Origin of the sequence: Pseudoalteromonas tunicata, from assembly GCF_002310815.1 — a bacterium.
GTDB classification, from domain to species: domain Bacteria; phylum Pseudomonadota; class Gammaproteobacteria; order Enterobacterales; family Alteromonadaceae; genus Pseudoalteromonas; species Pseudoalteromonas tunicata.
In genome coordinates, this window is sequence record NZ_CP011032.1 from 2,999,905 (window position 1) to 3,023,092 (window position 23,188).

The window sequence follows — 23,188 nt, forward strand, 5'->3', positions numbered from 1 at the left end:
CTTTGATAGCGGCTTTTTATTATAGTTTTAAAAACATAACACTAAGCAACAATTACTTTTGCAAATTTACGCTTGCCTACTTGATAAATTGCTTCTGAACCTTTTTGAATTTCTAGCTTACTGTCAGAGATTTTCTCTTCGCCATTAAGCTTTACTGCACCTTGCTTGATCATGCGCATCGCCTCAGAAGTACTTGCAACCAAATCAGCTTCTTTTAATAAATTAGCGATAGAAATCACATCACCTTCAATTTGAACCGTCACTTCAGGAATGTCATCAGGTAGCGCTTTTTTCTGAAAGCGATTAATAAAATCCTGATATGCAGCTTCTGCATCAGCTTCACTATGAAAACGCGCAATCATTTCTCTTGCAAGATTAATCTTAATATCACGAGGATTGGTACCAGCTGTTACGTCAGCCTTAAGCGCAGCAATTTGATCTATACTCAACGCGCTTAATAAATCGAAGTAACGCCACATTAAGTCATCAGAAATCGACATGATTTTACCAAACATTTCTGTTGGGCTATCTGTAATACCAATGTAGTTACCTAACGATTTAGACATTTTTTGAACGCCATCCGTTCCTTCCAACAATGGCATCATTAAAACAGTTTGTGGTTTTTGCCCTTCAACTTTTTGTAGCTCACGACCCATTAATAAATTAAAACGCTGATCAGTACCGCCCAATTCAACATCAGCCTCTAGTGCAACCGAATCCCAGCCTTGTACTAATGGATATAAAAATTCATGAATGGCAATAGGTTGGCCACCAGCATAACGTTTTTTGAAATCGTCACGTTCAAGCATACGTGCAACTGTTTGATTAGAAGCAAGTTTAATCATTCCAGCAGCACCAAGCTTTTCCATCCATGTCGAATTAAATGCGACCGTTGTTTTTGCTGGATCTAAAATCTTAAATACTTGTTCTTTATATGTTTCAGCGTTTGCAAGTACATCTTCACGAGTTAGAGGCTTTCGAGTGACATTTTTACCAGTTGGATCACCAATCATGCCTGTAAAGTCACCAATTAAGAAAATAACTTCATGACCCAAGTCCTGAAAAGTTTTCATTTTATTAATTAGCACTGTATGACCTAAATGAAGATCTGGCGCTGTTGGATCAAAACCAGCTTTAATCTTAAGTTTTTTACCTGATTTTAGTTTTTCAATCAGTTCATCTTCGATGAGTATTTCTTCTGCACCACGTTTGATTTCTGCTAACGCGGCTTGTAAATCAGCCATTGCAATCTCCAAATAATATAAAGCTGATAATGTTTGCAAAAAACAAAGACTCGCCTTTTGTAACATCACAATTATTTTTCGATTCTAACTGATTATTTATGGAGTTTAAATGCACAAACCACTGGTAATAGCGTTATATTCGTTATATGCTGAATTTTGTTATATAGTATCGTTTATTAAGAATAAGGCCCATTATGGTTACTATGGTGCAAAAAATACCCCAACAACACAAAATACTCATTGTTGTATTTTTCTCGGTTATTTTAACCTTAATCTTAACCACGTCTGAAAAAGCTAAAGCTTCAAAAGATAATAACCAAACAGAACTTGAAGTTGGCAAACGTTACGAATTAACCCTACAACATTTATCTCAAACTGCTGAACAATCAACTCAATCGAGCGAAGTTGAAACAGCGACTGTAGAACCCGTTGCTTTAGCTCCTGAAATAACCTACAAAGCCTTCACTGTTAAAACTGGCGATAATTTAGCTATCATATTCAAACGAGCTGGCTTTTCGGCTCAAACTTTATATAAGTTAATTAACTTAAATGATGACACTCATTCATTAACAAAAATTCATCCAGGCGAAGTGCTTTATTTGGCAAGTAATCAACAAAAAGAATTGTCACACCTTAAGTATCAAATAAACCAAACAGATACATTGCTCGTTTCGTTAGATGAAAACAACCAATTAATCAGCCATATTGACAGCAAACAAATTGAAACCCGCAACCAAATTACTGCTGGGCAAATTAAAACCAACTTCTGGAATGCAGGAATTGAAGCTGGGCTGACCGAGAAGCAAATTATGAATTTTGCTGATATTTTTGGCTGGGATATCGACTTTGCCAATGACATTCGCACCAACGATCAATTTGTTCTTATTTATGAGACAAAATACATTGAAGGTGAATATATTGGCACCGGTGAAGTGATTGCAGCTGAATTTATCAATCAAGGTGAGCATTTTGCGGCTGTTCGTCATGATGATGGTAATTACTATACCCCTGAGGGTCGCAGCATGCGCAAAGCTTTCTTGCGCGCTCCTGTTAACTTTAAATATATTAGCTCAAGCTTTAACCCAAAACGAAAACACCCAGTTACAGGCCAAGTGAAAGCCCATCGAGGTATTGATTATGCGGCTAAAACAGGTACTCCTGTTATGGCATCAGGTAACGGCAAAGTAATTGAGTCTGGATATAGCAAATACAATGGTAATTATGTGTTTATTCAGCATGGTAGCCAGTATGTTACTAAATACTTACATCTTCACAAACGTAATGTGAAATCAGGTACCAAAGTAAAACAAGGCCAAATTATTGGAACTGTTGGCGCAACAGGTCGAGTGACAGGTGCTCATTTACATTATGAATTTTTAGTTAATGGTGTTCATAGAAACCCAAAAACAGTGGCACTACCAAAGTCTGAGTCTCTTGCAAAAAATGAACTTGCGACGTTTAAGCCATACGCAGATACTTTAATAGCTCAGCTAAGTTCAAAACGTGATTTATATTTAGCGATGCAAAACTAATTAAACTATTGATTTTCGCACTGGTATCAACAGCTTCACGAATAATTGATCATTGGCGAAAATAAAAAGCAGCTTAATAAAGCTGCTTTTTATTTACACGAACTTCAAACTTTTTGTGCTATTGCTCGGCTCGTAAAAAAACGGGCTCTTCTGCTTTTTTAGTCTGCTCTTGGCTAAAATAATAACCTTGCTCTGAGAAATTCTGAATCCCAGTTAAATCAGTAATCTTATTTTCAATGATATATCGTGCCATCATGCCTCGGGCTTTTTTTGCATAAAAGCTGATCACTTTATATTGGCCATTTTTACAATCTTTAAAAATCGGTGTAATGATTTTTGCTTTTAATACTTTAGTATCTACCGCTTTAAAATATTCATTAGAGGCTAAATTAACTAAGTATTCGCAGTCTTGCTGTGCCAATAACTCATTTAATTTATCGGCAATAATACGCCCCCAAAACTGATAAAGATTACTTCCTCTTGGGTTTGCTAAACGGGTGCCCATTTCAAGACGATAAGCTTGCATCAAATCAAGTGGTTTTAACACACCATATAGCCCCGATAAAATGCGTAAATGGGTTTGAGCATACTCTAACGACTCCGGTGTTAATGAATGAGCATCTAAGCCACCATAAACATCACCATTAAATGCAAATACTGCTGGGCGGGCATTATCGTTTATAAAAGGCAAAGACCACTCGCTAAAGCGTGCTGCGTTTAGCCCAGCTAACTTATCACTGATTTTCATTAAAGAGCTCAGCTGAGCGGGGGTAAGTGTCCTGCACACTGTCATTAACTCTTCGCTATGATCTAAAAGCTGCGGTTGCGTTGCTAACACTGTTGGCAGTAGCGTCTCAAAATCTAAATTTTTTGCTGGAGAAATAACCGTAATCATAATCACTATTGACTTGTATTTTATTTAGTGTCAATTTCAACACTTATTGTGATGAAAATCACGTTTTTGTTTGAAATACCTCCTAATTTACACTGTCATTACATCACCAACAGGTAAAATTTATCTCTCTGTAAAATGAGGACATTTGGCCTGTTAAAACGCGTTAATTTAAGTGCAATATTAATGTATTAAGGTATATTCAAAAATACTTAACAAATCGTATTGTTAAGTAAATTTTGGAATGAGGAAATCCCATGAGCGCAGTATTAGCGGCTTTAAAAGCCCAATCAACCATCGTTGCCGACACGGGCGATATTGAACAAATTAAAAAGCACAAACCACAAGATGCAACCACTAATCCATCTTTATTATTAAATGCGAGTAAAATCGAAGCTTACCAACCTTTATTACAGCGTGCTTGGGCCTATGCCAAAGAACATCAATCTGATGTAGCCAAACAAGTTGAGTTAGCGTGTGATTATTTTGCGGTATTAATCGGAAAAGAAATTGCCGATGTCGTGCCTGGTTATATATCAACAGAAGTGGATGCGCGTTTATCTTTTGATAGCCAAGCGATGATAGCAAAGGCAAAAGAGCTGTTAGCTTTATATCAGTTAGAAGGTGTAAGCCAAGATAAAGTGCTTATTAAAATAGCCTCTACTTGGGAAGGCATAAAAGCGGCTGAAGTGCTTGAACAAGAAGGCATTAAATGTAATTTAACGCTATTATTTAGCCAAGCCCAAGCCCGTGCCTGTGCCGATGCAAACGTATTCTTAATCTCTCCTTTTGTTGGTCGTATTTTAGATTGGCACGTTGCTAACGGCATGGAAAAACCAACCGATCCACTACAAGATCCTGGTGTGCAATCTGTTCGTAATATTTATGAATTTTATAAAACGCACGGTTATAATACCGTTGTGATGGGTGCAAGCTTTCGCAATACAGGCGAAATATTGGCATTAAGCGGTTGTGATAAATTGACGATTAGCCCCGCTCTGCTTTCTGAACTAGAAAATATGACAGATGCACCCAACTATCAACTTGAGAAATTTACCGTTCAATTTGATAAACCAGACGCATTAACTGAAAGCCAATTTCGCTGGTTACATAACCAAGACCCTATGGCGACAGAAAAATTAGCAGAAGGTATTCGCGCATTTGCCGCTGCACAAGTCGACCTTGAAAATTGCTTTAAAAAACTTTAAAGGACTTAAAAATGCCTCACATCAGCATTGAACAACGCTTACACAATAGCTTGTTGGATGCTGCACAAGATTTGCAGAAGCTCCATTTAGTGGAGCTTTTTCAATTGCAGCCAACTCGTGCAGAAATCTATCAATTAAATATCGCGCCCATTTATTTAGATTATTCAAAGCAACGGATCAATCAACAAGCGCTTGATAGCTTAGTTGAACTAGCCGAGCATAAGCAACTTAGCCAAGCCCGAGATGCAATGTTCCATGGTGAAAAAATTAATCATACTGAGCAACGTGCGGTATTACATACTGCGCTGCGTAATAGTCAAAGATTAAGCTCTCACGCTCCTGATATTGCAGAAGAAATAAACCAAACTAAACAGCGCATGCTGTCATTTGTTGATAAGATCTTAAATCAGACTTTACGTGGATTTACCGATAAACCGATCACCGATGTGATCAGCATCGGCATTGGTGGCTCATTCTTTGGCCCTAAAATGTTACAAAGCGCCCTTGTTGAATATCAAACATCTAATATTAACGTTCATTATTTAGCTAACATCGATGGCGCTCAGATCAAACAATTATTAGCTAAGTTAAATCCAGCAACGACGCTGGTCATTGTTGCCTCTAAATCTTGGACCACAATTGAAACACAAGTAAATGCCAATGCGGTAATGACTTGGTTTAAAGGCAAGTTTCCAGAACAAGCTGCGATTGAAAAGCATTGGGTTGCACTGACTGCAAAACCAGAGCTCGCCCAAGCATATGGCATTGCTCCTGAGTATATTTTCCCACTGTGGGATTTTGTTGGTGGCCGCTATTCTGTATGGTCTGCAATTGGCCTCCCCTTAGCGCTAAGCATAGGCAGCAAAGCATTTGACGAGTTACTCGCTGGTGCTGCATCAATGGATGAGCACTTTTGCCAAGCCCCGCTTAATCAAAATATGCCGGTATTACTGGCATTGATTGGTTACTGGCAACAAGTGTATTTAGGTTATAACAACCTTATGGTATTACCTTATAGCCATGGTTTAAAATCACTCCCCGCCTACTTACAGCAACTCGACATGGAAAGTAATGGAAAATCCGTTAATGCCATCGGTGACCCTATAGCAACTTCTGGCCCTATTTTATGGGGTGCTGAAGGTACCAATTGTCAGCACTCATTTATGCAATTGCTACATCAAGGTAAGCAACAGGCAATGATTGATTTTATTGTACCGGCGAAAGGTGAGACACTTTATCCAGAACATCATAAAATGATGATTGCCAACTGTTTAGGTCAAGCGCAAGCGTTAATGCAAGGCAAAACAGAGCAGCAAGCATTTGATGAGCTGATAGCTTCAAATATGCCAACTGAGCAAGCAAAAGCACTCGCCAAACATAAAGCAATGCCAGGTAATACGGGCTCAAATACGCTCGTACTCGAGTCTTTAACGCCTTATTCAGTCGGTGCTCTACTCGCTTTATACGAACATAAAATATTTTGCCAAGGGATATTATTTGGTATTAATAGCTTTGATCAGTGGGGTGTGGAACTAGGTAAACAATTAGGTAACCAGCTAATGAATGCCATAACGACAAAAAATAGCAGCCAACTAGATCCTTCAACTCAAGCACTGCTTAAACATATCAATTTATAATCTGACAAATCAGAAACAAACGAACAATTTGTTTCTGATTTCTCCTTTTTTCAGCCAAAAAACGCCCTCTGTAACTTAACATTCATATTTTTGCAACCTTAGCTACATCTAATAGTTTTAATTTTGACCTTGTTATGATATAGCTACGTTCGGGATTACGAATAAAAAAGGAGCGCAATATGGATAATCTAGATGACATTTTAACTCTGTTAGAAAGTCCGGAAGCAACAGTGAAAAGCTCGAAAAACCAAAAAAGAAAATGGCGAGAAATTGAGGCGCTAAAGGATAAGCACCGCTTGCGCAAGGAGCTGCAAGACCTAGATTGGTCGCACGAAATCGAACTCGAAGAACTTAATTTTTAATTCCTAAAAGGCTCCGATGGAGCCTTTTTTAATCTTATTAACTTAAATTAGCTTAAACTTGCCAATCAATCGGCTTATTCCCAAGCTCTTGCAATAACTGATTGATGGTTGAAAAATGCTTACAACCATAAAATCCTCGATATACCGAAAGTGGCGATGGATGCGGCCCACTTAATACCTTATGTACACCTTGATTTATTTTTTTGCCTTTTTTCTGGGCATGTGCGCCCCAAAGGACAAAAATAATCGGCTGTGATTGCGCATTTAACAAAGCTATCACCCTATCAGTAAACTGCTCCCAACCAAGGTGTTTATGAGAATGCGCTTGGCCTTGCTCGACTGTCAGCACGGTATTGAGCATCAATACCCCTTGCTGCGCCCACTTTTGCAGATAACCGTGCTCTGGAATAGCAAAGCCCTCAATATCAGTCGCGAGCTCTTTATAGATATTGACTAAAGATGGAGGCGGTTTAATACCCGGTAATACTGAAAAACACAATCCATGGGCTTGGCCTGCTCCGTGATAGGGATCTTGACCAAGAATAACCACTTTTACATCTGCAAGAGGAGTTGAGTCAAACGCACTAAATACTAAATTTTCAGGGGGATAAACCTCGACTTCTTCACGACGCTTAGCGACATAACTTAAGGTGTCCGCTAAATAAGGATGTTGTTGTTCTTGGGCAATAAACTCAGACCAATTCATAATATTCTCTTGTATTCAATCGACACGCTATTATGCCAATCTCAAAACGATAAAAATAGCAGGCATAAAAAAGCCAGCTGAGCTGGCTTGATTAAAAACATTTTTATTAGCCTAATTTAACTAATAACGCTTCACGTAATACATGATAATCATTAACTAAATCAACCGCTAAACACGGTTTAGCCAGTGCGTCGCTCAGCGGTTTTGGCATCTCTAACTTAATATCTAAAATACCTTCAACACTTTCTTTAAACTTAGCTGGGTGTGCAGTAGCTAAAAATACCCCAACGCCATCTGCGGCCAAGTCACGTTTAAGCCCTTCATAAGCAATCGCCGTGTGTGGCTCAGCTAAATAGCCTAACTGATTTAAATGATGCATCGCGGCTTGTGTGGTTTGCTCATCAATAGCGTGTGAGTAAAAATTGTCATAGCTAAACCAGTTGTGATCAAGCATGTATTGCACTCGTGGCCAGTTATTTGGACGACTCACATCCATTGCATTAGATAATGATTCTTTAGTTGCAGCCGGTTGCCATTCTTTATTGTGTAAAAAGCGTGGTACGGTGTCATTTTGATTGGTTGTTGCCGACAGTTTCGCCGCAGGTAAACCAATCACAGCACCAATCATTGCCGCACAAACATTACCAAAATTACCACTTGGTACTGAAACGTGAGCTTGCGCTCTTTGCGCTTTAGGTAAACGCGCCAAGGCTTCAAAGTAATAACACACTTGAGCCACTAAGCGACTGATGTTAATTGAGTTAGCCGAATTTAAGCCTAAACGCTGTTTCACTTCATTATCTAAAAACGCAGCTTTAACCATCGCCTGACAATCATCAAAACTACCATCAACGGCATAACAATGAATATTCTCACCCAAGGTAGTGAATAGCTTTTGCTGTGCTAACGATATTTTACCTTTAGGGTATAAAATCACGACATCGATATTGTCTTTTTTATAAAAAGCATGTGCAACTGCAGCGCCAGTATCTCCGCTTGTTGCAGTTAAAATGGTAGTTTTATTACCTTGGCTAAACTCAGCTAAACATTCAGCCATAAAACGACCACCAAAGTCTTTAAAAGCCAATGTCGGACCATGATAAAGCTCTAAACAATATATGTTTTTTTCAACTTCAACTAATTTCAAATCAAAGTTAAATGCACGAGCAACCATGGCAGCTACTTGCTCACTTGATAACTCATCGCCAATTAAATGACTTAAAATTTTGCTACTGCGGGTGACAAAATCCAGTTCAAGTAAGGCATCAATGTCTGCGATTGGGGTTAAATTTTCCGGAAAAAACACACCTTGATCACGGCCTAATCCTGTTTTTACCGCTTGGATAAATGACACTTTTTCTGAATGATCTTTTAAATTATGCAGTAACATTGTTTGCTCCATTTTCTAATACACGTGTGCCTAAATTATCTAATTGGCAAATATGACAAAAACCTTGGTCGTTAATATAATTTTGCGCCAACCAATCTGCGCATTGCTCTGCGGTTACTAAATCAGTACATACCGCAAACAGTGTTGGCCCTGCGCCAGAAATACTCATCGCTTTGGCGCCAAGTTCTGGTAATGCAACTTTGGCCTCAGCAAAACCATCAATTAACACAGCACGATGCGGCTCTGCAATATGATCAGCCATAATTGACAGCGCTAACTCATATTGTCCCGTTAATAAAAAGCTAGTGAACGCCGATAAGCGCTGGGCAAACTCAACACTGTCGTGTAGCGAAATTTCTTTAGGTAACACTGAGCGCGCTTTGGCGGTATTTAAACTAAAGCCCGGAAACGCGACGACATAATACCAATCAGGGTTTACAGGTAAACTAATTGATTTATTTGGAATTAAATCACCCGTTAGCTGCAGTCCACCTAAATAACACGGTGAAATATTGTCATAGTGACGGCCACCACTCACTATCGCTTCAAAATCGGCCATTAATTCAATCAATTGAACTTGGCTCAATTGGGTATTGGCAAATTTATCTAAAGCCGCAAAAGTCGCAACGACTGAACAAGCACTCGAACCGAGCCCAGAACCAATAGGTAGATTTTTCTTAAGCTCTAAGCGTACTGGTGGCATTTCTGGCGCCACATGTTGGCGAAAATGCATTAAACACTGATACGCCAAATTCTCTTGTGCCGCACTGGGTAACTTTGCCGCATATTGGCCACTACAAACAAAACTTTCTTCATCCGCAGCTTCGATACGAACCACATCACCTAATAAACAACCATCAATCGGTGCAAGCGCCGCACCTAACGCATCAAAACCAACGGAAAAATTGCCAATTGAGGCTGGGGCATAAACTTCAAACATAACACCTCCTAGCGTGATACGATTTTTAAGATATCAGAAAATACACCAGCCGCAGTGACTTGCGCACCCGCTCCATAACCACGAATGACAAACGGACGAGGTTGATAATACTGACTTAAAATTGCAAGGGCATTCTCACCATCACGAATATCATTAAGTGCATGCTCGGCCGCAACGGCTTCAATACCTACTTTACAATGACCATTTACAATGCTGCCGACATAACGCAATACTTTACCTTCATCACGTGCTTGATGTACTTTTGCGCCAAATGCCACATCTAAACTTGGTAATTGCGCCATAAACTCATCAACACTTGCCCCTTTGGCAAAATCCTTAGGTAATACAGACTCAACTTCAATATCAGAAAGCTCAAGCTCAAGCCCTGATTCACGAGCGATGATCAGCAGTTTTCGAGCTACATCTGTCCCTGATAAGTCATCACGAGGGTCAGGTTCGGTAAAACCGTTTTTCTTCGCTTGTAATGTTGCTTCAGATAATGTTAAACCGTCTTGTAAGGCACCAAAAATATACGATAACGAACCAGATAAAATACCATTAAAACTAAGTAACTCATCACCGGCACTTAAAAGTAATTTCAAGTTATCTAATACTGGCAAGCCTGCACCCACATTAGTTTCGTATAAAAATTTACGATTATTTTTTAGGCTAGTTTGAATTAATTGCTGGTAATAAGCTTGTGATGAAGTATTGGCTTTTTTATTCGCTGCAACCACATGAAAACCAGCGGCCAAAAACGACACATATTGATCAGCCAATTGGCTTGATGAACTACAATCGACAATAACCGGGTTAATCAAATGATTCGCTTTAACAAACGCTTCAAGTGTTGCTAACTCAAAGCTTTGGGTTGATTCGGCCAATTGCGCAGGCCAATTTTGTAAACAAATGCCGTCCTCGTTCAAGAACAATTGTTTAGAATTTGCCACGCCATATAGGTTAAGTTTGATATTACGCTGTTCAAGCCACTGCTGTTGTTTTTCAAATTGCTTAATCAGCTCAGCCCCCACTAGACCGCAACCTAATAAAAACACATCAATTGATGGGATATGGGTAAAGAAATTTTCGTGACACACTTTTACCGCATCGTTACATAATGCCCCATCTATAACCGCTGAAATAGAGCTTTCAGTTGAATCTTGTGCAATAGCCACAATGTTTACTTGTGCTTGTGCAAGAGAAGCAAAAAACTTTGCCGCCAAGCCTCGGTGCGCTTTCATATTGTCCCCCACCAAAGTGACAATAGCCAGCTCACGTTTAACTTGTACCGGCTCAATTAAACCTGCTTGTGATTCCAGCTCAAAAGCTACCTCAAGCGCATCTAATGCCAAATTTAAATCAGCTTCATGCACACAAAAACTAATGCTAAATTCACATGAAGATTGTGTAATTAAGACAATTGAAACGTTATCTTGCGCAAGTGCAGTAAATACACGCGCAGCCATGCCAACTTTGCCTTTCATACCTGGGCCTGAGACTGTCAACATTGCAAGGTCTTGCAAACTCGACAATGCTTTTACGGGCTCTTCAGCGCTTGAAACTTCACTAATTAAAGAGCCTGGTGCTTCAGGGTTATGGGTATTTTTAATTTCACATGGCACACCTGCTTTAGCACAGGGTAAAATTGTTTTCGGATGTAATACTTTTGCACCAAAATACGATAACTCCATTGCCTCTTTATATGACAAACTATCGATTTTTGTTGCTTTGCTGATATAACGAGGATCAGCACTATAAACACCATCTACATCAGTCCAAATCTGGCATACATCGGCTTTTACGCACGCAGCTGCAATCGCCGCCGAATAGTCAGAACCATTACGGCCAAGTGTCGTGAGCTCACCCGCATCATTACTAGCCGTAAAACCAGGCATGATATAAATTTGACTTGGTGCCAATGCCATTTGGTCAGCAAAACGAGGAGTACTTAAAGAAATGCTCGCTTCTGCATCTAAGTGACCACCACGAGATAAAATACAATTAGTTGCTTCCAAATATGTAGGATTGTGCTCACTAAGCAATGCTTGCATCAGTGCAACACTTAAACGTTCACCAAACGAAATAACAAACGCGCGCACTGAATCTGGACATACACCGAGTAACGAAACACCTGATAACTTTTGTTGTAATAATTTAAAATCAGGCCAATTACTAATGACTCTACCAGCACTTTCAACATGTTGTTTTAATTCTAAACTGCGAGATAACAAGGCTTCCCACTGCACTTGATAATCCACACCATTTTCAGCGAACTCTGCCAGCTCAACCAACTTATCTGTCATGCCACCTGGAGCAGACAATACTAGCAATACCTGTGACGATAACTGAGCATTTACTAACTGAGCAACTTGCTTTAAGCAAGCATAATCAGCCAGTGACGACCCACCAAACTTCATAACTTTCATATTAATTTCCTCATCCCCAAAAACGAAAAAAGGCCTGCGCTCTTTGTGAGCACAGGCCTTTTATTTTGCGTACAGACCCATGCCACTATCCAGTTAGGATGGTGGTTGTAATAATAATGGTTAGTACTGAATTAAATTTGTTCATAGCCTTTAGACTGCCTCAAAACACCTTGCGATGTCAAGATGCAAAAAATGCATAAATTATTTCTTTTTTGTTTAAAAACGATTATCTAATGCCAAACTTATGCATGACATCATTAAGTGCATCAGTTGCAACTGGTTTTTCTAAAAAAGTAAGCGCGCCTAAATTCATCACTTTTTCTTTCATTTCAGGTTGAATATCAGCTGATATAACCACAACAAAACATTCAATTTTCTTTTCTTTTATATATTCGAGCACACCGACCCCATCAATGACAGGCATGGTAAGGTCTAAACACAACAAACCAATTTCTTGCTGTGCCAATATATTAATAGCCTCTTGGCCGTTTGCAGCTTGATAAATATCAAAGTCAGCATTTTTCGCAAGGTGCCTTACCACTTGCTTTCGTGCCATCATTGAATCATCACAAACTAAAATAGGGAATCTCATCAGTTATTTTTAACTAAAAATCAAACAAACCTGCAAACAGTTATAACATAGGTCTAAACAAAAAAATAATTTTTAGGTCTTTGATTCAATTTTAAAAATAAATAGGTAAATCCTGATTAATTTATTTATTTTTTTTAATATATTAGCTAAGTTTATAAGGCAAAATCTTGCTACTTAACGTATTCATGGAGTGTTAGCTAACCAATGTTACAAAAAAGCCTCTCGAAAAGATTATTGACTAGTGTTTTATCCGTCTATTTCTTACTCACGTTTATTGTAACCTGTGGCCAAGTTATCGCTGAGTTTTATAACGCCAAAGACTACATTCGAAATGAGCTTACAACGCTACAAAAAACATTTTCCGGCAGTTTAACCAGGGCTATTTGGGAGCTCAATACCCAGCAAACAGTAACCATTGCCGAAGGCTTACTTGCTATACCTATGATTGAAGGCATTATAGTGCGTGATGATACAGGCGAAATCATCTCACAATTAGGCCGCTCTTTAGATATCCGAGATTTATACAGTGAGCAACTAGTGCAAGATGCTTCAACCATCGAAGATACGACATCTTCGGGTTTATTTGGTTATACCTTCCCACTGATATTTGAATTCTCAGGACGCGCAACACAAGTGGGTGATGTAACGCTGTTTTCTAGTCGTGAAGTTGTACTTAGCCGCATTATGATCTCAATTTATTTTTTAATTGGTAATGCAATGATCAAAACAACCTTCTTGATCATTCTATTTCTATTATCGTTTAGAAAACTGCTAACAGAGCCACTCACAGAACTAACAAACCAAATTGAAGAACTCGAACTAGATAATCTTGACGGTGCTCGATTAGAAATCCATACCACTGAGCACAATGAATTAAAAATCATGGAAGAGTCATTCAACAAACTAATCGACAAGGTCAGTGACTATAAAAATCAGCTCGAGTCGACACAAAAAAAACTGATCGTAAGTAATGAAAAACTCGACCAGCAAAATTTATTATTAGAACAAGAGGTTGCACGAAAAACATCTAACTTAAGCCAAGCGATGATGGATTTGCAACAACAAAAATATGAGTTAGAAAAACAAAAGCTCACTCTCACCGAAGAGATTGAGCGCAGAAAACACACCGAAACTGAACTCATTACGAAACAAAATGATTTACAACGTTATTTAGATGAATTAAATCAAGCGCAAGAGCGCCTTGTAAGCTCAGAAAAGATGGCTGCATTGGGTGGTTTAGTCGCTGGTATCACCCACGATATTAATACCCCTGTTGGTATTGGTGTTACCGCAACATCATTTTTAGAAGAACGTTTACATCAAATAGAATCGGCCTATCAAAATAAAACCCTATCACCCAAAGCCTTAGAAGAGTTTATTAATGATGCAAAACAAAGTACCAGCTTATTGACCACTAATTTACAGCGCGCATCTGAGCTCGTTGCAAGCTTTAAGCAAATTGCGGTCGATCAGGCAAGCGAAGCTGTCAGAACAATAAACTTGAAAAGTTACTTAGGTGAAATCATTCGCTCTTTGCATCCAAAATTAAAGAAAACTCTGCACAAAATTAATTTAGAATGCCCCGATGATTTAACCCTCAATATTCCAGCCGGAGCTGTCAGTCAAATCTTTACGAACCTTATTATGAATTCTTTAATTCATGGTTTTGAAGGGCTTACCGAAGGGGTTATTGCGATAAAAATCACAGAGCAAAATGGCATGGTAGATATTATATTCCAAGATAATGGTAAAGGAGTTGCGCAAGAACAGCTTGATAAACTCTTTGACCCATTTTTTACTACTAAACGCGAACAAGGTGGCAGTGGATTAGGCACTCACATTAGTTTTAACTTAGTAAAACAAACTTTAGGTGGTGATATTACAGCCACTAGCAGTTTAGGTGAGGGATTGAGATACCATATTACCTTCCCTAAAAACATGCCTACTCCAATGCAAATGTTGAGCGATAGCTAACTTTTTAAACAAGTCTATTTTTTAAAGGCGCTTAATGCGCCTTTTTATTTCAGCCTAGCGGCAAAATTGCTATCATCCCAGAACAATAATATTAGGACATACATTATGTGGTTTAGTAACCTTATCTGCTATCGATTCAAACAAGAAACTACTTATATTCAAGACGAATTTGAAAAAGCCCTCGAGCAAGATATTTTTAGAGCCTGTACCAGCCAAGAACTAAGCTCTTTTGGTTGGACAAAACCACTTGGTAAACATGGTCAAAGCCTCAGTCACTTCTCACAAAATGCTATATTAGTGTGTGCTAAACGTGAAGAAAAAGTATTACCAGCATCGGTTATAAATGAACTTTTAGCTGAGAAAATTGAGCATATTGAAGCTGAAGAAAATCGCCCAGTTAAGAAAAAAGAAAAAGACGAGTTAAAAGAAAACTTACTGCACAGTTTGTTGCCACAAGCATTTAAAAAATCGAGCTTACAGTACGCATTTATCGATTTAGAAAAAGGCTGGTTGATTGTAAATAGCGGTAGCTTTAACAAGGCTGAAGAATTGCTCGCTCTACTTCGTAAATCACTAGGAACTTTACCTGTTGTGCCTGCTTTTGTTAATTATGACCTAGGTGTATTTTTAACGAGCTGGCTAACTGAATTTAATGCGCCGGAAGGTTTTGCAATTGGTCAAGAAGCTGAACTAGTTGATCCAACAGAAAATGGTGGCCAAGTTAAATTAAAACAACATGACTTAGCATCAGATGAAGTTAAAAATCACCTTACCAATGGTAAAGTAGTAACTAAATTAGCATTTGATTGGCAAGAGCGAGTTAAATTTATCTTACAAGAAGATGGCTCTATAAAACGCTTAAGTTATTCTGAAACACTCAAAGAAGAAAACGCTGATATCCCTAAAGATGATATGGCGGTAAAGCTTGATGCTGATTTCATTCTAGCCAGTGAGGAAATAAAACAACTCTTAGAAGAGCTTATCGCAAGCCTTGGCGAACCTGAAAATCCGATAGGTTAGTAAACTTAAATAAAAAGGGCTAAACAAATGTTAGCCCTTTTTATTTTCAGTATTAGCCAAGCTTTATTTAAGCAAAAATTGCTTTTACTTCTTCAAGCATTGTTAGGTATTCTTCATCTTGTAATACGCTAATTGATGGAATAATTCCTTTATCTACATAAACTTGCAGTGCAGCTTGCTTATCTGATACTTGTAATAACCCCTGCTCAATCGCACCAATTCGGATAAAATCGACATAACAAGGTTGCTCTGGGCGATAATTTGGATTTGACCAACTTTCTGCAACTTCAATAAACTCATCGGTAAATCCCCAAGCTCTCATGATTGAGCCTCCGATTTTGCCACCTAATTTTTGAATTGAATGAGCCAAAAAGCTAGGATTCCCAAATACTTCCTCATGACGTTCTGCCTCGGTTAAAATCGGCAATACACCAATGTTATAAACTAAAGCTGCCAGTGTAATCGTATCGACATTCAATGAGGTGCGCTTGTGCTCTTTTAAGTACATCTGCATTAAAGTAATCGCACTTGCGGCAACAGTTAGAGTACGTTGCCATGCTTTATCCATGTAGCCTTTTACAAGCGCATTTTTTGAAACAAACAACTGCTCCATAGCCATTGCCGTTGCAATATTTTTTATTTGACGTAAACCAATTCGCGTTACCGCTTGATTTAAGGTAGAAACTTTAATAGTTCGGCCTAAGAATGCACTGTTAGCTATTTTAATCATCCTAGCGGCTAAAGCTGGGTCGTGAGCTATCACATCTGCCATAGCCATTAAATTAGCATCGGGATCATCGGCTGTTTTTCTAACTCTGACTGCAATTTCCGGTAACGTTGGTAGGACTAATGTATCGTTATTAATCTTCTCGATTAAAATAGTAAGTAATGCATTTTCTGTTGACATAAGATCCGGTTCCTTATTTCAAAATCCCTAAATTACAAAGGGCTAGATAATTATTGTTATGTTGATTCAAGTATCGGCTAAGAAATCAATAAAGTTAAGGGAAATGTTTTATTTTCAAGCAATTTTTTTACAACGATGTAAACAAACAACTTTTTTTTTAAGAGAAACAAAGCAACATCGACACAAAATACACAGCACAATTAACACGCAAAAAACCACCCACACCACAAATCAAGCCTCAAGTCATCAAATATAAAAAAACAAACCTAAAAAACAAATAGTTAACTGTTTATTTCTTATTTATGAACTCCTAAAAACCACGTTTAAAACAGTAATAAGCCCATAAAAAACGTTCAAAAAAAACAAAAACCTTAAGTTAGTGGTCTGGATAAATAATTAGCAACCATTGGTTACAAAACAAAATCGTTAATCATTTGTAAGCAAAACGGTAACTCACTTAAGCTGAGTATCGTTTGATCATGATTTAAGTTTATAGCTCAAATCAAAAATAATATTAATTAAAAAACAGGGATATACTAATGCGTAATTCTAAGCTTTCGCAATCAATCCGACTGGCGATTTTATGCAGTCTTTCCGCTCCAGTTGCACTTATTTCAAACTCAGTACTCGCAGAAGAAGCAGCACAAAAAGATAAAAATATTGAAGTAATTGCTATTACCGGTAGTCGTATCAGACAAGTCGGTGCTGAATCTGTATCACCGATTATTTCGATCGGTGAAAAGGAACTCGGTTTTTTACAAGAACCTGAAGTAGAACAAATTCTAAGAAGTTTACCTGCTACAATTCCTGGCGATGGTAGTAACGTAAATAATGGCTCAGCTGGTGCTGCCACAATCGACTTAAGAGGACTGGGTTCACAACGTTCACTCATCCTGATGGATGGTCGCCGCATGATCCCATTTAACTACAATGGCTCAGTTGATGCGTCTACGATCCCAAGTGCCTTAATTAAAAGCATAGACATAGTTACAGGTGGGGCATCAGCAACCTACGGTTCTGACGCTATTGCTGGCGCGGTAAATGTACTTTTAAAAAATGATTTTGAAGGTGTTGATTTAGACCTTAAACATTCTCGCACTGGCGATAATGATGGCGATAAAAGCAGTATCGCATTAACCATTGGTTCGAGCTTAGCGAATGGCAAAGGTAATGCTGCGATTTCAATAGGTTGGATGCAGCGAGATCAAGTCTTGCTGGGTGACCGTTCATTGGGGTTATTAGGCATTGAAACAGCTAACGGTGCCAACTACCAGCAGTTTTTAAATGGTGAAGCGCCAGCACCTGCACCAAGTGAGTGTAGTGCTCCTAACTCTGTAGCTTCTGGTGGTTCAACAACAGCAATACCAACTCGTTTTGCTATTGTAGGTGCTGGTGCATCTGCAGCTGGACAATTTAGAAATGATGGTACTCTTGTAAATAAAGAATGTAGTGTATTTAACTTCAACCCTTATAACTTCTACCAAACACCAACCGAGCGTTATACCGCTACCGCTTTGGCACATTACGACATTACTGAAGAGCAACAAATTTATACTAACTTCAGCTATGCCAATAACTCTGTAGATACCCAAGTTGCGCCATCAGGTACATTTGGTGCAGCATTTAATTTACCCCTTCGTAACCCGCTCATTGGCAATCAAGCACGTGAATTTATGATTGGTGCAGCTAATACAGCACTAAGTAATGGCTTATTAGATTCGACCAACTGGCAAGATCTTAATAACAATGGAGTGGTTGATGCTGATGATTACCTTAAAGTTCAATTACGTCGCCGTACTTTAGAGTTAGGTGCACGTACAGAACGCTTTGATTCTGAACAATTCCAATTTGTAGTCGGAAGCCGTGGTCAACTATTTGGTGATTGGGAATATGATGCGTATTATCAATATGGTGAATCAAACCGTACCACGGTTCGTGCTGGTTATACCAATCTAACAAATATTCAGAATGCATTAGATAGCTTCGATGGTGTTACGTGTAATAATGGTGACTCGACTTGTGTCCCAATTAATTTATTTGGTGGTTATGGCACAATTACTGATGAAATGGCAGGTTATGCACAAGCTGTCGCTTTACAACAGCAAAAATACAGCCAAGAAATCGCTACGGTAATCGTCAATGGCCCCGTTGACATGATCCAATTGCCAACGGCTGACGCCCCTTTAGCCCTGAGCTTTGGTTATGAAACGCGAACCGAAAAAGGTTTGTTTGAACCTGATGAATGTTTAAAACTTGCACCTGCAAGCTGTCAGGGTGGCGCAGGCGGTAATCAGCTGCCAGTTAAAGGCGGTTTTAAAGTTGATGAACTGTTTTTTGAAGGCGCACTACCTATTTTAGCCGATTTACCTGCTGCGCAATCGCTTGATTTGAGCTTTGGCTATCGCTGGGCTGATTACGATACTGTTGGCAACAATGAAACATGGAAACTTGGTTTTAACTGGCGTCCAGTTGACTCTGTGTTATTTCGTGTGATGCAACAACAAGCAACTCGAGCGCCGAATGTTGGCGAAATCGCATCGCCTGTAGTAACCAGCTTAGATAACTCAAAATTAGATCCTTGTTCTGTCGCTAATGCAGAAAATATTGATGCAAGATTACGTCAATTATGTATCTCAACGGGCATGAGCGATGCGCAAGTCGGTAATGTACAAGATGTAGTCTCTGGCCAAGTAAATGTAATTCAAGGTACCGATCCAAACAATCAACCAGGTGCAGAACAAGCAGATACATTAACAGCTGGGATTGTATGGACTCCTGAATTTGACTTTGCACAAAACCTAACGCTGTCTGTTGATTACTATGACATTGATATTAAAGATACTATTGACAAGTTTTCTGCTCAAGAAATTACTGATGCCTGCTATATCTACGGTGATGTAAACGCATGTGCCAAAATTAAGCGTGTAGGTGGTGATTTAACCGTTGATGGCGCAGGGATAGAACAACTGACTACCAACTTAAAATACCAACGTGCTCAAGGGGTTGAGATTGGTTTTAATCTTGCTTTTGACTTAACTGAAATGGGTCAACTTGAGTTTTCAGGTACCGTTAATAAATACTTAAAACAAGAAAGTCAAAGCTCAGACACCTTACCTGTACTTGATTGTAAAGGTCATTTTGGTACATCGTGCGATCCAATCCCTGAAGTTCAGTGGGTACAACGTACAACATGGAATTATGAAGACACCACAGTATCATTGCAGTGGAGACATTCTGATGGAATTTCTGCTGAGCCAAGTGAGCGTGCAGGCGTATTTGAAACTTTCCAAACCATCGGCGGTTATAACTACTTCGACTTATTTGCCAGCTACAACTACAGCGACAATATTAAGTTGACCTTTGGTATCGACAACTTATTTGAAAAAGAGCCGCCAGTAGTCGGTAACGAAGCTGGAGATACTAGCTCAAACTCAGGTAATACCTTTCCTAGTAACTATGATGTGCTAGGTCGTAAATTTAAAATGGGTATTAAATTTCAATTCTAATAGATTGAGTTAGTAAAAAAGCGAGCTTGAGTTCTGGAGTGATCCCACTAATTGGAATGTCCAACTTGTGGGAGTCACTTCATTAATCAAGCTCGCTTTTTTATGCCATTTTAAGGCGAATCAGCTCTATTTCATCACTCGAATAGGCCACTGCGGGACACTTTCCCCATACCGGAGCGGGCCAAGCTAAATCAGTTTTATATCGCGCAATATGATGAATATGTAACTGCGGCACCATGTTACCCAATGCGGCAATATTGAGTTTATCAGGCATAAATTGGGCTTTAATTTTATGGCTCAGCAGTATCGACTCTTGCCAATAAGTTTGTTGTTCTTGTTCTGTTAAATCGACAAACTCTGTCACATCAGCAATTTTTGGCACCAAAATAAACCAAGGGAATTGTCGGTCGTTCATGAGTAATACTTTACATAAAGGCCAATCAAATAATTCAATACAATCACGTTGTAATTCAAAAGCGAGAGAAAAATGAGCCATGTTAGTTAAATCGATAATAAAAAGTGGTGCTATTTAACCTTAACCTGTTGTTGATAGCAATTTGTTGCAGTTCAAAATAGATCTCATTACCATCAAAACAACATCAATAAAAAAAGGTCGCACAGTGAAAAAATTAACTACGCTGATGGCGCTTACTTTACCTTTGGTAATGACAACGCAATTTGCATCAGCTCAGCCTCTAACTATCGAGCGAATTTTCTCAGATCCGGGTTTGGCAGGCAAAGCGCCCGTTAAACTAAAGTTCTCACCAGATGGCAGTCGAGTGACATATTTACAAGGCAAAGTCGAAGATTACGACCGCTACGATTTATGGGAATATAACTTAAAAGATAATACCAACCGTGTTTTAGTCGATTCAGAGCAGCTTTTTTCAGGTACTGAATCACTGTCAGATGAAGAAAAAGCGCGCCGAGAACGCCAGCGAATCTTTGGTAAAGGTATTTTAGAGTACACTTGGTCCAAAGACGGCAAAGCCTTACTTTTCCCACTGAATGGCGATTTGTATTACTACAGCCTGTTGGATGGCAAAAGCAAAAAGCTGACCAATACCCCTGAATTTGAAACCGACGCTCGCTTTTCACCAAAAGGCCATTTTGTTTCTTTTATTCGTGAGCAAAATCTTTATGCACTGAACATTGCATCAGGCCAAGAAATTAAGCTTACCCAAGATGGCGGTGGCACCATAAAAAATGGGATGGCTGAGTTTGTAGCACAAGAAGAAATGGGGCGTATGACAGGTTATTGGTGGGCGGGTGATGAGTCTAAAGTAGCATTTACCCGTGTTGATGAAAGCCCTGTTGCCGAAGCTATCCGTAACGAAATTTATGCCGAAGAAGTAAAACTGTTTAACCAGCGCTACCCTTTTACTGGCACTGCCAACGTTGATATTCAGCTTGGCGTGGTCTCAATTAGCGACCAAAATATTGAATGGATTGATTTAGGTAAAGATAAAGACATTTATTTAACCCGCGCAAAATGGCTCAACGACAGCCAAACCCTATCGTATCAATGGCAAGACCGTGCTCAGCAAAAACTTGAGCTTAGATTTTATAACAGTAAAACTAAGCAACAAAAAGTAGCTGTTACTGAAACCAGCAATACATGGATTAATTTACATAATGACCTGCGTTTTTTAAAAGATAATAAACACTTTATTTGGGCTTCTGAGCGAGATGGTTTTAAACATCTTTATTTGTACAGAAATAATGGTCAACTAGTACGCCAAATTACCCAGGGCGACTGGATTGTTGATGATATTAAAGGCGTTGATGAAAAATCGGGGATTGTATATTTTGCAGGACGCGTTGACTCACCACTTGAAAGCCATTTATATCAAACATCCTTGTTTAAAAAAGGCAGCATTAAGCGGATCACTGAGCAAGGTAGCTACCATGGCATCGTGATGGCTGATGACAATAAAACCTTTATCGATAGTTTTTCATCGGTTAATCAACCAACTTCTGTTGCACTGCGTAAAAACAACGGTGAATTTATCACTTGGCTAGAGCAAAATAAGTTAGATGAGACCCACCCTCTTACGCCTTATTTAGCAGACCTTGCCCTACCTGAATATGGTACGCTTGCAGCAAAAGATGGCCAAACACTGCATTACCGCTTATTTAAACCAAACAACTTAGTTAAAGGTAAAAAATACCCTGTTATTGTAAATGTTTATGGCGGCCCACATGCCCAGCGAGTGACCAATAGCTGGCGCAGCAAAAACTTATATTTTCAATACATGGCTCAACAAGGTTATGTTATTTTTCAACTTGATAACCGAGGCTCATATAACCGAGGCAAAAAATTCGAGGACGCTATCTATAAACACTTAGGTGTAGTGGAAGTTGAAGACCAAATTACTGGTGTTGAATACCTGAGAAGCCTCGATTTCGTCGATGCAAATCGGATTGGTATTTACGGTCATAGTTATGGTGGTTACATGGCGTTAATGACTATGTTTAAAGCGGGTGATTATTTCCAAGCTGGCGTATCTGGCGCCCCCGTAACTGATTGGGCGTTATACGATACTCATTATACTGAGCGCTATTTAGGCCATCCTGAGACAAACGCGAAAGGTTATGAAGCAAGTGCGGTATTTCCATACGCTGATCAATTAAAGGGTCCGCTTTTAATTTATCATGGTATGGCTGATGACAATGTATTGTTCACTCATGCGACAAAAATGTTTAAAGTCTTACAAGATCAGGTCAAACCATTTGAGATGATGACTTATCCGGGCTCAAAACATAGCTTAAGAGGTAAACAAGTACAAACTCACCTGCATCAAACAATTAGTAATTTCTTTGATAAATCGTTTAAACAATAACTAAAAAAA

General features: G+C 38.9%; 17 protein-coding genes. 8 read left to right on the forward strand and 9 right to left on the reverse strand.

Features of this window, described 5'->3' with window-relative positions:
* Positions 1 to 41 precede the first annotated feature (41 nt).
* Positions 42 to 1,244, reverse strand: coding sequence for a tyrosine--tRNA ligase (tyrS, locus tag PTUN_RS13685; protein WP_009837520.1), 1,203 nt, complete (start codon positions 1,242 to 1,244; stop codon positions 42 to 44).
* A 194-nt stretch (positions 1,245 to 1,438) separates the two neighbouring features.
* Between tyrS and PTUN_RS13690 the strand changes: the two genes are divergently transcribed.
* Positions 1,439 to 2,776 carry a peptidoglycan DD-metalloendopeptidase family protein gene (locus tag PTUN_RS13690; RefSeq protein ID WP_009837521.1) on the forward strand — a complete coding sequence of 446 codons (1,338 nt, stop codon included), beginning with the start codon at positions 1,439 to 1,441 and terminating at the stop codon, positions 2,774 to 2,776.
* Positions 2,777 to 2,894: 118 nt separating this feature from the next.
* Here PTUN_RS13690 and yaaA read toward each other — a convergent pair whose 3' ends face one another.
* Positions 2,895 to 3,671, reverse strand: a complete 777-nt coding sequence (gene yaaA, locus PTUN_RS13695) for a peroxide stress protein YaaA (RefSeq protein ID WP_009837522.1) — start codon at positions 3,669 to 3,671, stop codon at positions 2,895 to 2,897.
* A 254-nt stretch (positions 3,672 to 3,925) separates the two neighbouring features.
* On the opposite strand from yaaA, the gene tal reads away from it, so the two are divergent.
* From tal to PTUN_RS13710, 3 genes are all read left to right on the forward strand, one after another.
* Entirely contained in the window at positions 3,926 to 4,876 is a 951-nt protein-coding gene (gene tal / locus PTUN_RS13700) for a transaldolase (RefSeq protein ID WP_009837523.1), read from the forward strand.
* 11 nt (positions 4,877 to 4,887) lie between these two features.
* Positions 4,888 to 6,513: a glucose-6-phosphate isomerase gene (gene pgi, locus PTUN_RS13705; RefSeq protein ID WP_009837524.1), complete on the forward strand. Its 1,626-nt coding sequence runs from the start codon at positions 4,888 to 4,890 to the stop codon at positions 6,511 to 6,513.
* Between the two features lie 179 nt (positions 6,514 to 6,692).
* Complete coding sequence (locus PTUN_RS13710) at positions 6,693 to 6,875, forward strand: DUF3545 family protein (protein ID WP_009837525.1); 183 nt, start codon at positions 6,693 to 6,695, stop codon at positions 6,873 to 6,875.
* A 52-nt stretch (positions 6,876 to 6,927) separates the two neighbouring features.
* On the opposite strand, the gene ung is transcribed toward PTUN_RS13710, so the two are convergent.
* From ung to PTUN_RS13735, 5 genes are all read right to left on the reverse strand, one after another.
* Complete coding sequence (gene ung / locus PTUN_RS13715; RefSeq protein WP_040643665.1) at positions 6,928 to 7,584, reverse strand: uracil-DNA glycosylase; 657 nt, start codon at positions 7,582 to 7,584, stop codon at positions 6,928 to 6,930.
* Between the two features lie 103 nt (positions 7,585 to 7,687).
* Positions 7,688 to 8,971, reverse strand: a complete 1,284-nt coding sequence (gene thrC / locus PTUN_RS13720) for a threonine synthase (protein WP_040643666.1) — start codon at positions 8,969 to 8,971, stop codon at positions 7,688 to 7,690.
* Complete coding sequence (gene thrB, locus PTUN_RS13725; protein ID WP_009837528.1) at positions 8,958 to 9,911, reverse strand: homoserine kinase; 954 nt, start codon at positions 9,909 to 9,911, stop codon at positions 8,958 to 8,960. The genes thrC and thrB overlap by 14 nt, the downstream gene beginning before the upstream one ends.
* Positions 9,912 to 9,919: 8 nt before the next feature.
* Positions 9,920 to 12,337, reverse strand: a complete 2,418-nt coding sequence (thrA, locus tag PTUN_RS13730; RefSeq protein WP_009837529.1) for a bifunctional aspartate kinase/homoserine dehydrogenase I — start codon at positions 12,335 to 12,337, stop codon at positions 9,920 to 9,922.
* 226 nt (positions 12,338 to 12,563) lie between these two features.
* On the reverse strand, positions 12,564 to 12,929 hold the full coding sequence (locus tag PTUN_RS13735) for a response regulator (protein ID WP_040643667.1): 366 nt from the start codon (positions 12,927 to 12,929) through the stop codon (positions 12,564 to 12,566).
* Between the two features lie 204 nt (positions 12,930 to 13,133).
* Here PTUN_RS13735 and PTUN_RS13740 point away from each other — a divergent pair, with 204 nt between their 5' ends.
* Positions 13,134 to 14,903: a sensor histidine kinase gene (locus PTUN_RS13740; RefSeq protein ID WP_009837531.1), complete on the forward strand. Its 1,770-nt coding sequence runs from the start codon at positions 13,134 to 13,136 to the stop codon at positions 14,901 to 14,903.
* A gap of 105 nt (positions 14,904 to 15,008) precedes the next feature.
* The gene (gene rdgC, locus PTUN_RS13745) at positions 15,009 to 15,923 is read left to right on the forward strand and encodes a recombination-associated protein RdgC (protein WP_009837532.1); all 915 of its coding nucleotides are present in this window, start codon (positions 15,009 to 15,011) and stop codon (positions 15,921 to 15,923) included.
* A gap of 67 nt (positions 15,924 to 15,990) precedes the next feature.
* On the opposite strand, the gene PTUN_RS13750 is transcribed toward rdgC, so the two are convergent.
* On the reverse strand, positions 15,991 to 16,830 hold the full coding sequence (locus PTUN_RS13750) for an HDOD domain-containing protein (protein ID WP_009837533.1): 840 nt from the start codon (positions 16,828 to 16,830) through the stop codon (positions 15,991 to 15,993).
* A 539-nt stretch (positions 16,831 to 17,369) separates the two neighbouring features.
* Here PTUN_RS13750 and PTUN_RS13755 point away from each other — a divergent pair.
* The gene (locus tag PTUN_RS13755) at positions 17,370 to 20,336 is read left to right on the forward strand and encodes a TonB-dependent receptor domain-containing protein (RefSeq protein ID WP_009837535.1); all 2,967 of its coding nucleotides are present in this window, start codon (positions 17,370 to 17,372) and stop codon (positions 20,334 to 20,336) included.
* A 100-nt stretch (positions 20,337 to 20,436) separates the two neighbouring features.
* Here the strand turns inward: PTUN_RS13755 and PTUN_RS13760 are convergent, their stop codons facing one another.
* A complete protein-coding gene (locus PTUN_RS13760) occupies positions 20,437 to 20,832 on the reverse strand; it encodes an HIT domain-containing protein (RefSeq protein WP_009837536.1) in 396 nt (131 codons plus the stop codon).
* Between the two features lie 145 nt (positions 20,833 to 20,977).
* On the opposite strand from PTUN_RS13760, the gene PTUN_RS13765 reads away from it, so the two are divergent.
* The gene (locus PTUN_RS13765) at positions 20,978 to 23,179 is read left to right on the forward strand and encodes a S9 family peptidase (RefSeq protein WP_040643736.1); all 2,202 of its coding nucleotides are present in this window, start codon (positions 20,978 to 20,980) and stop codon (positions 23,177 to 23,179) included.
* Positions 23,180 to 23,188: the final 9 nt, after the last annotated feature.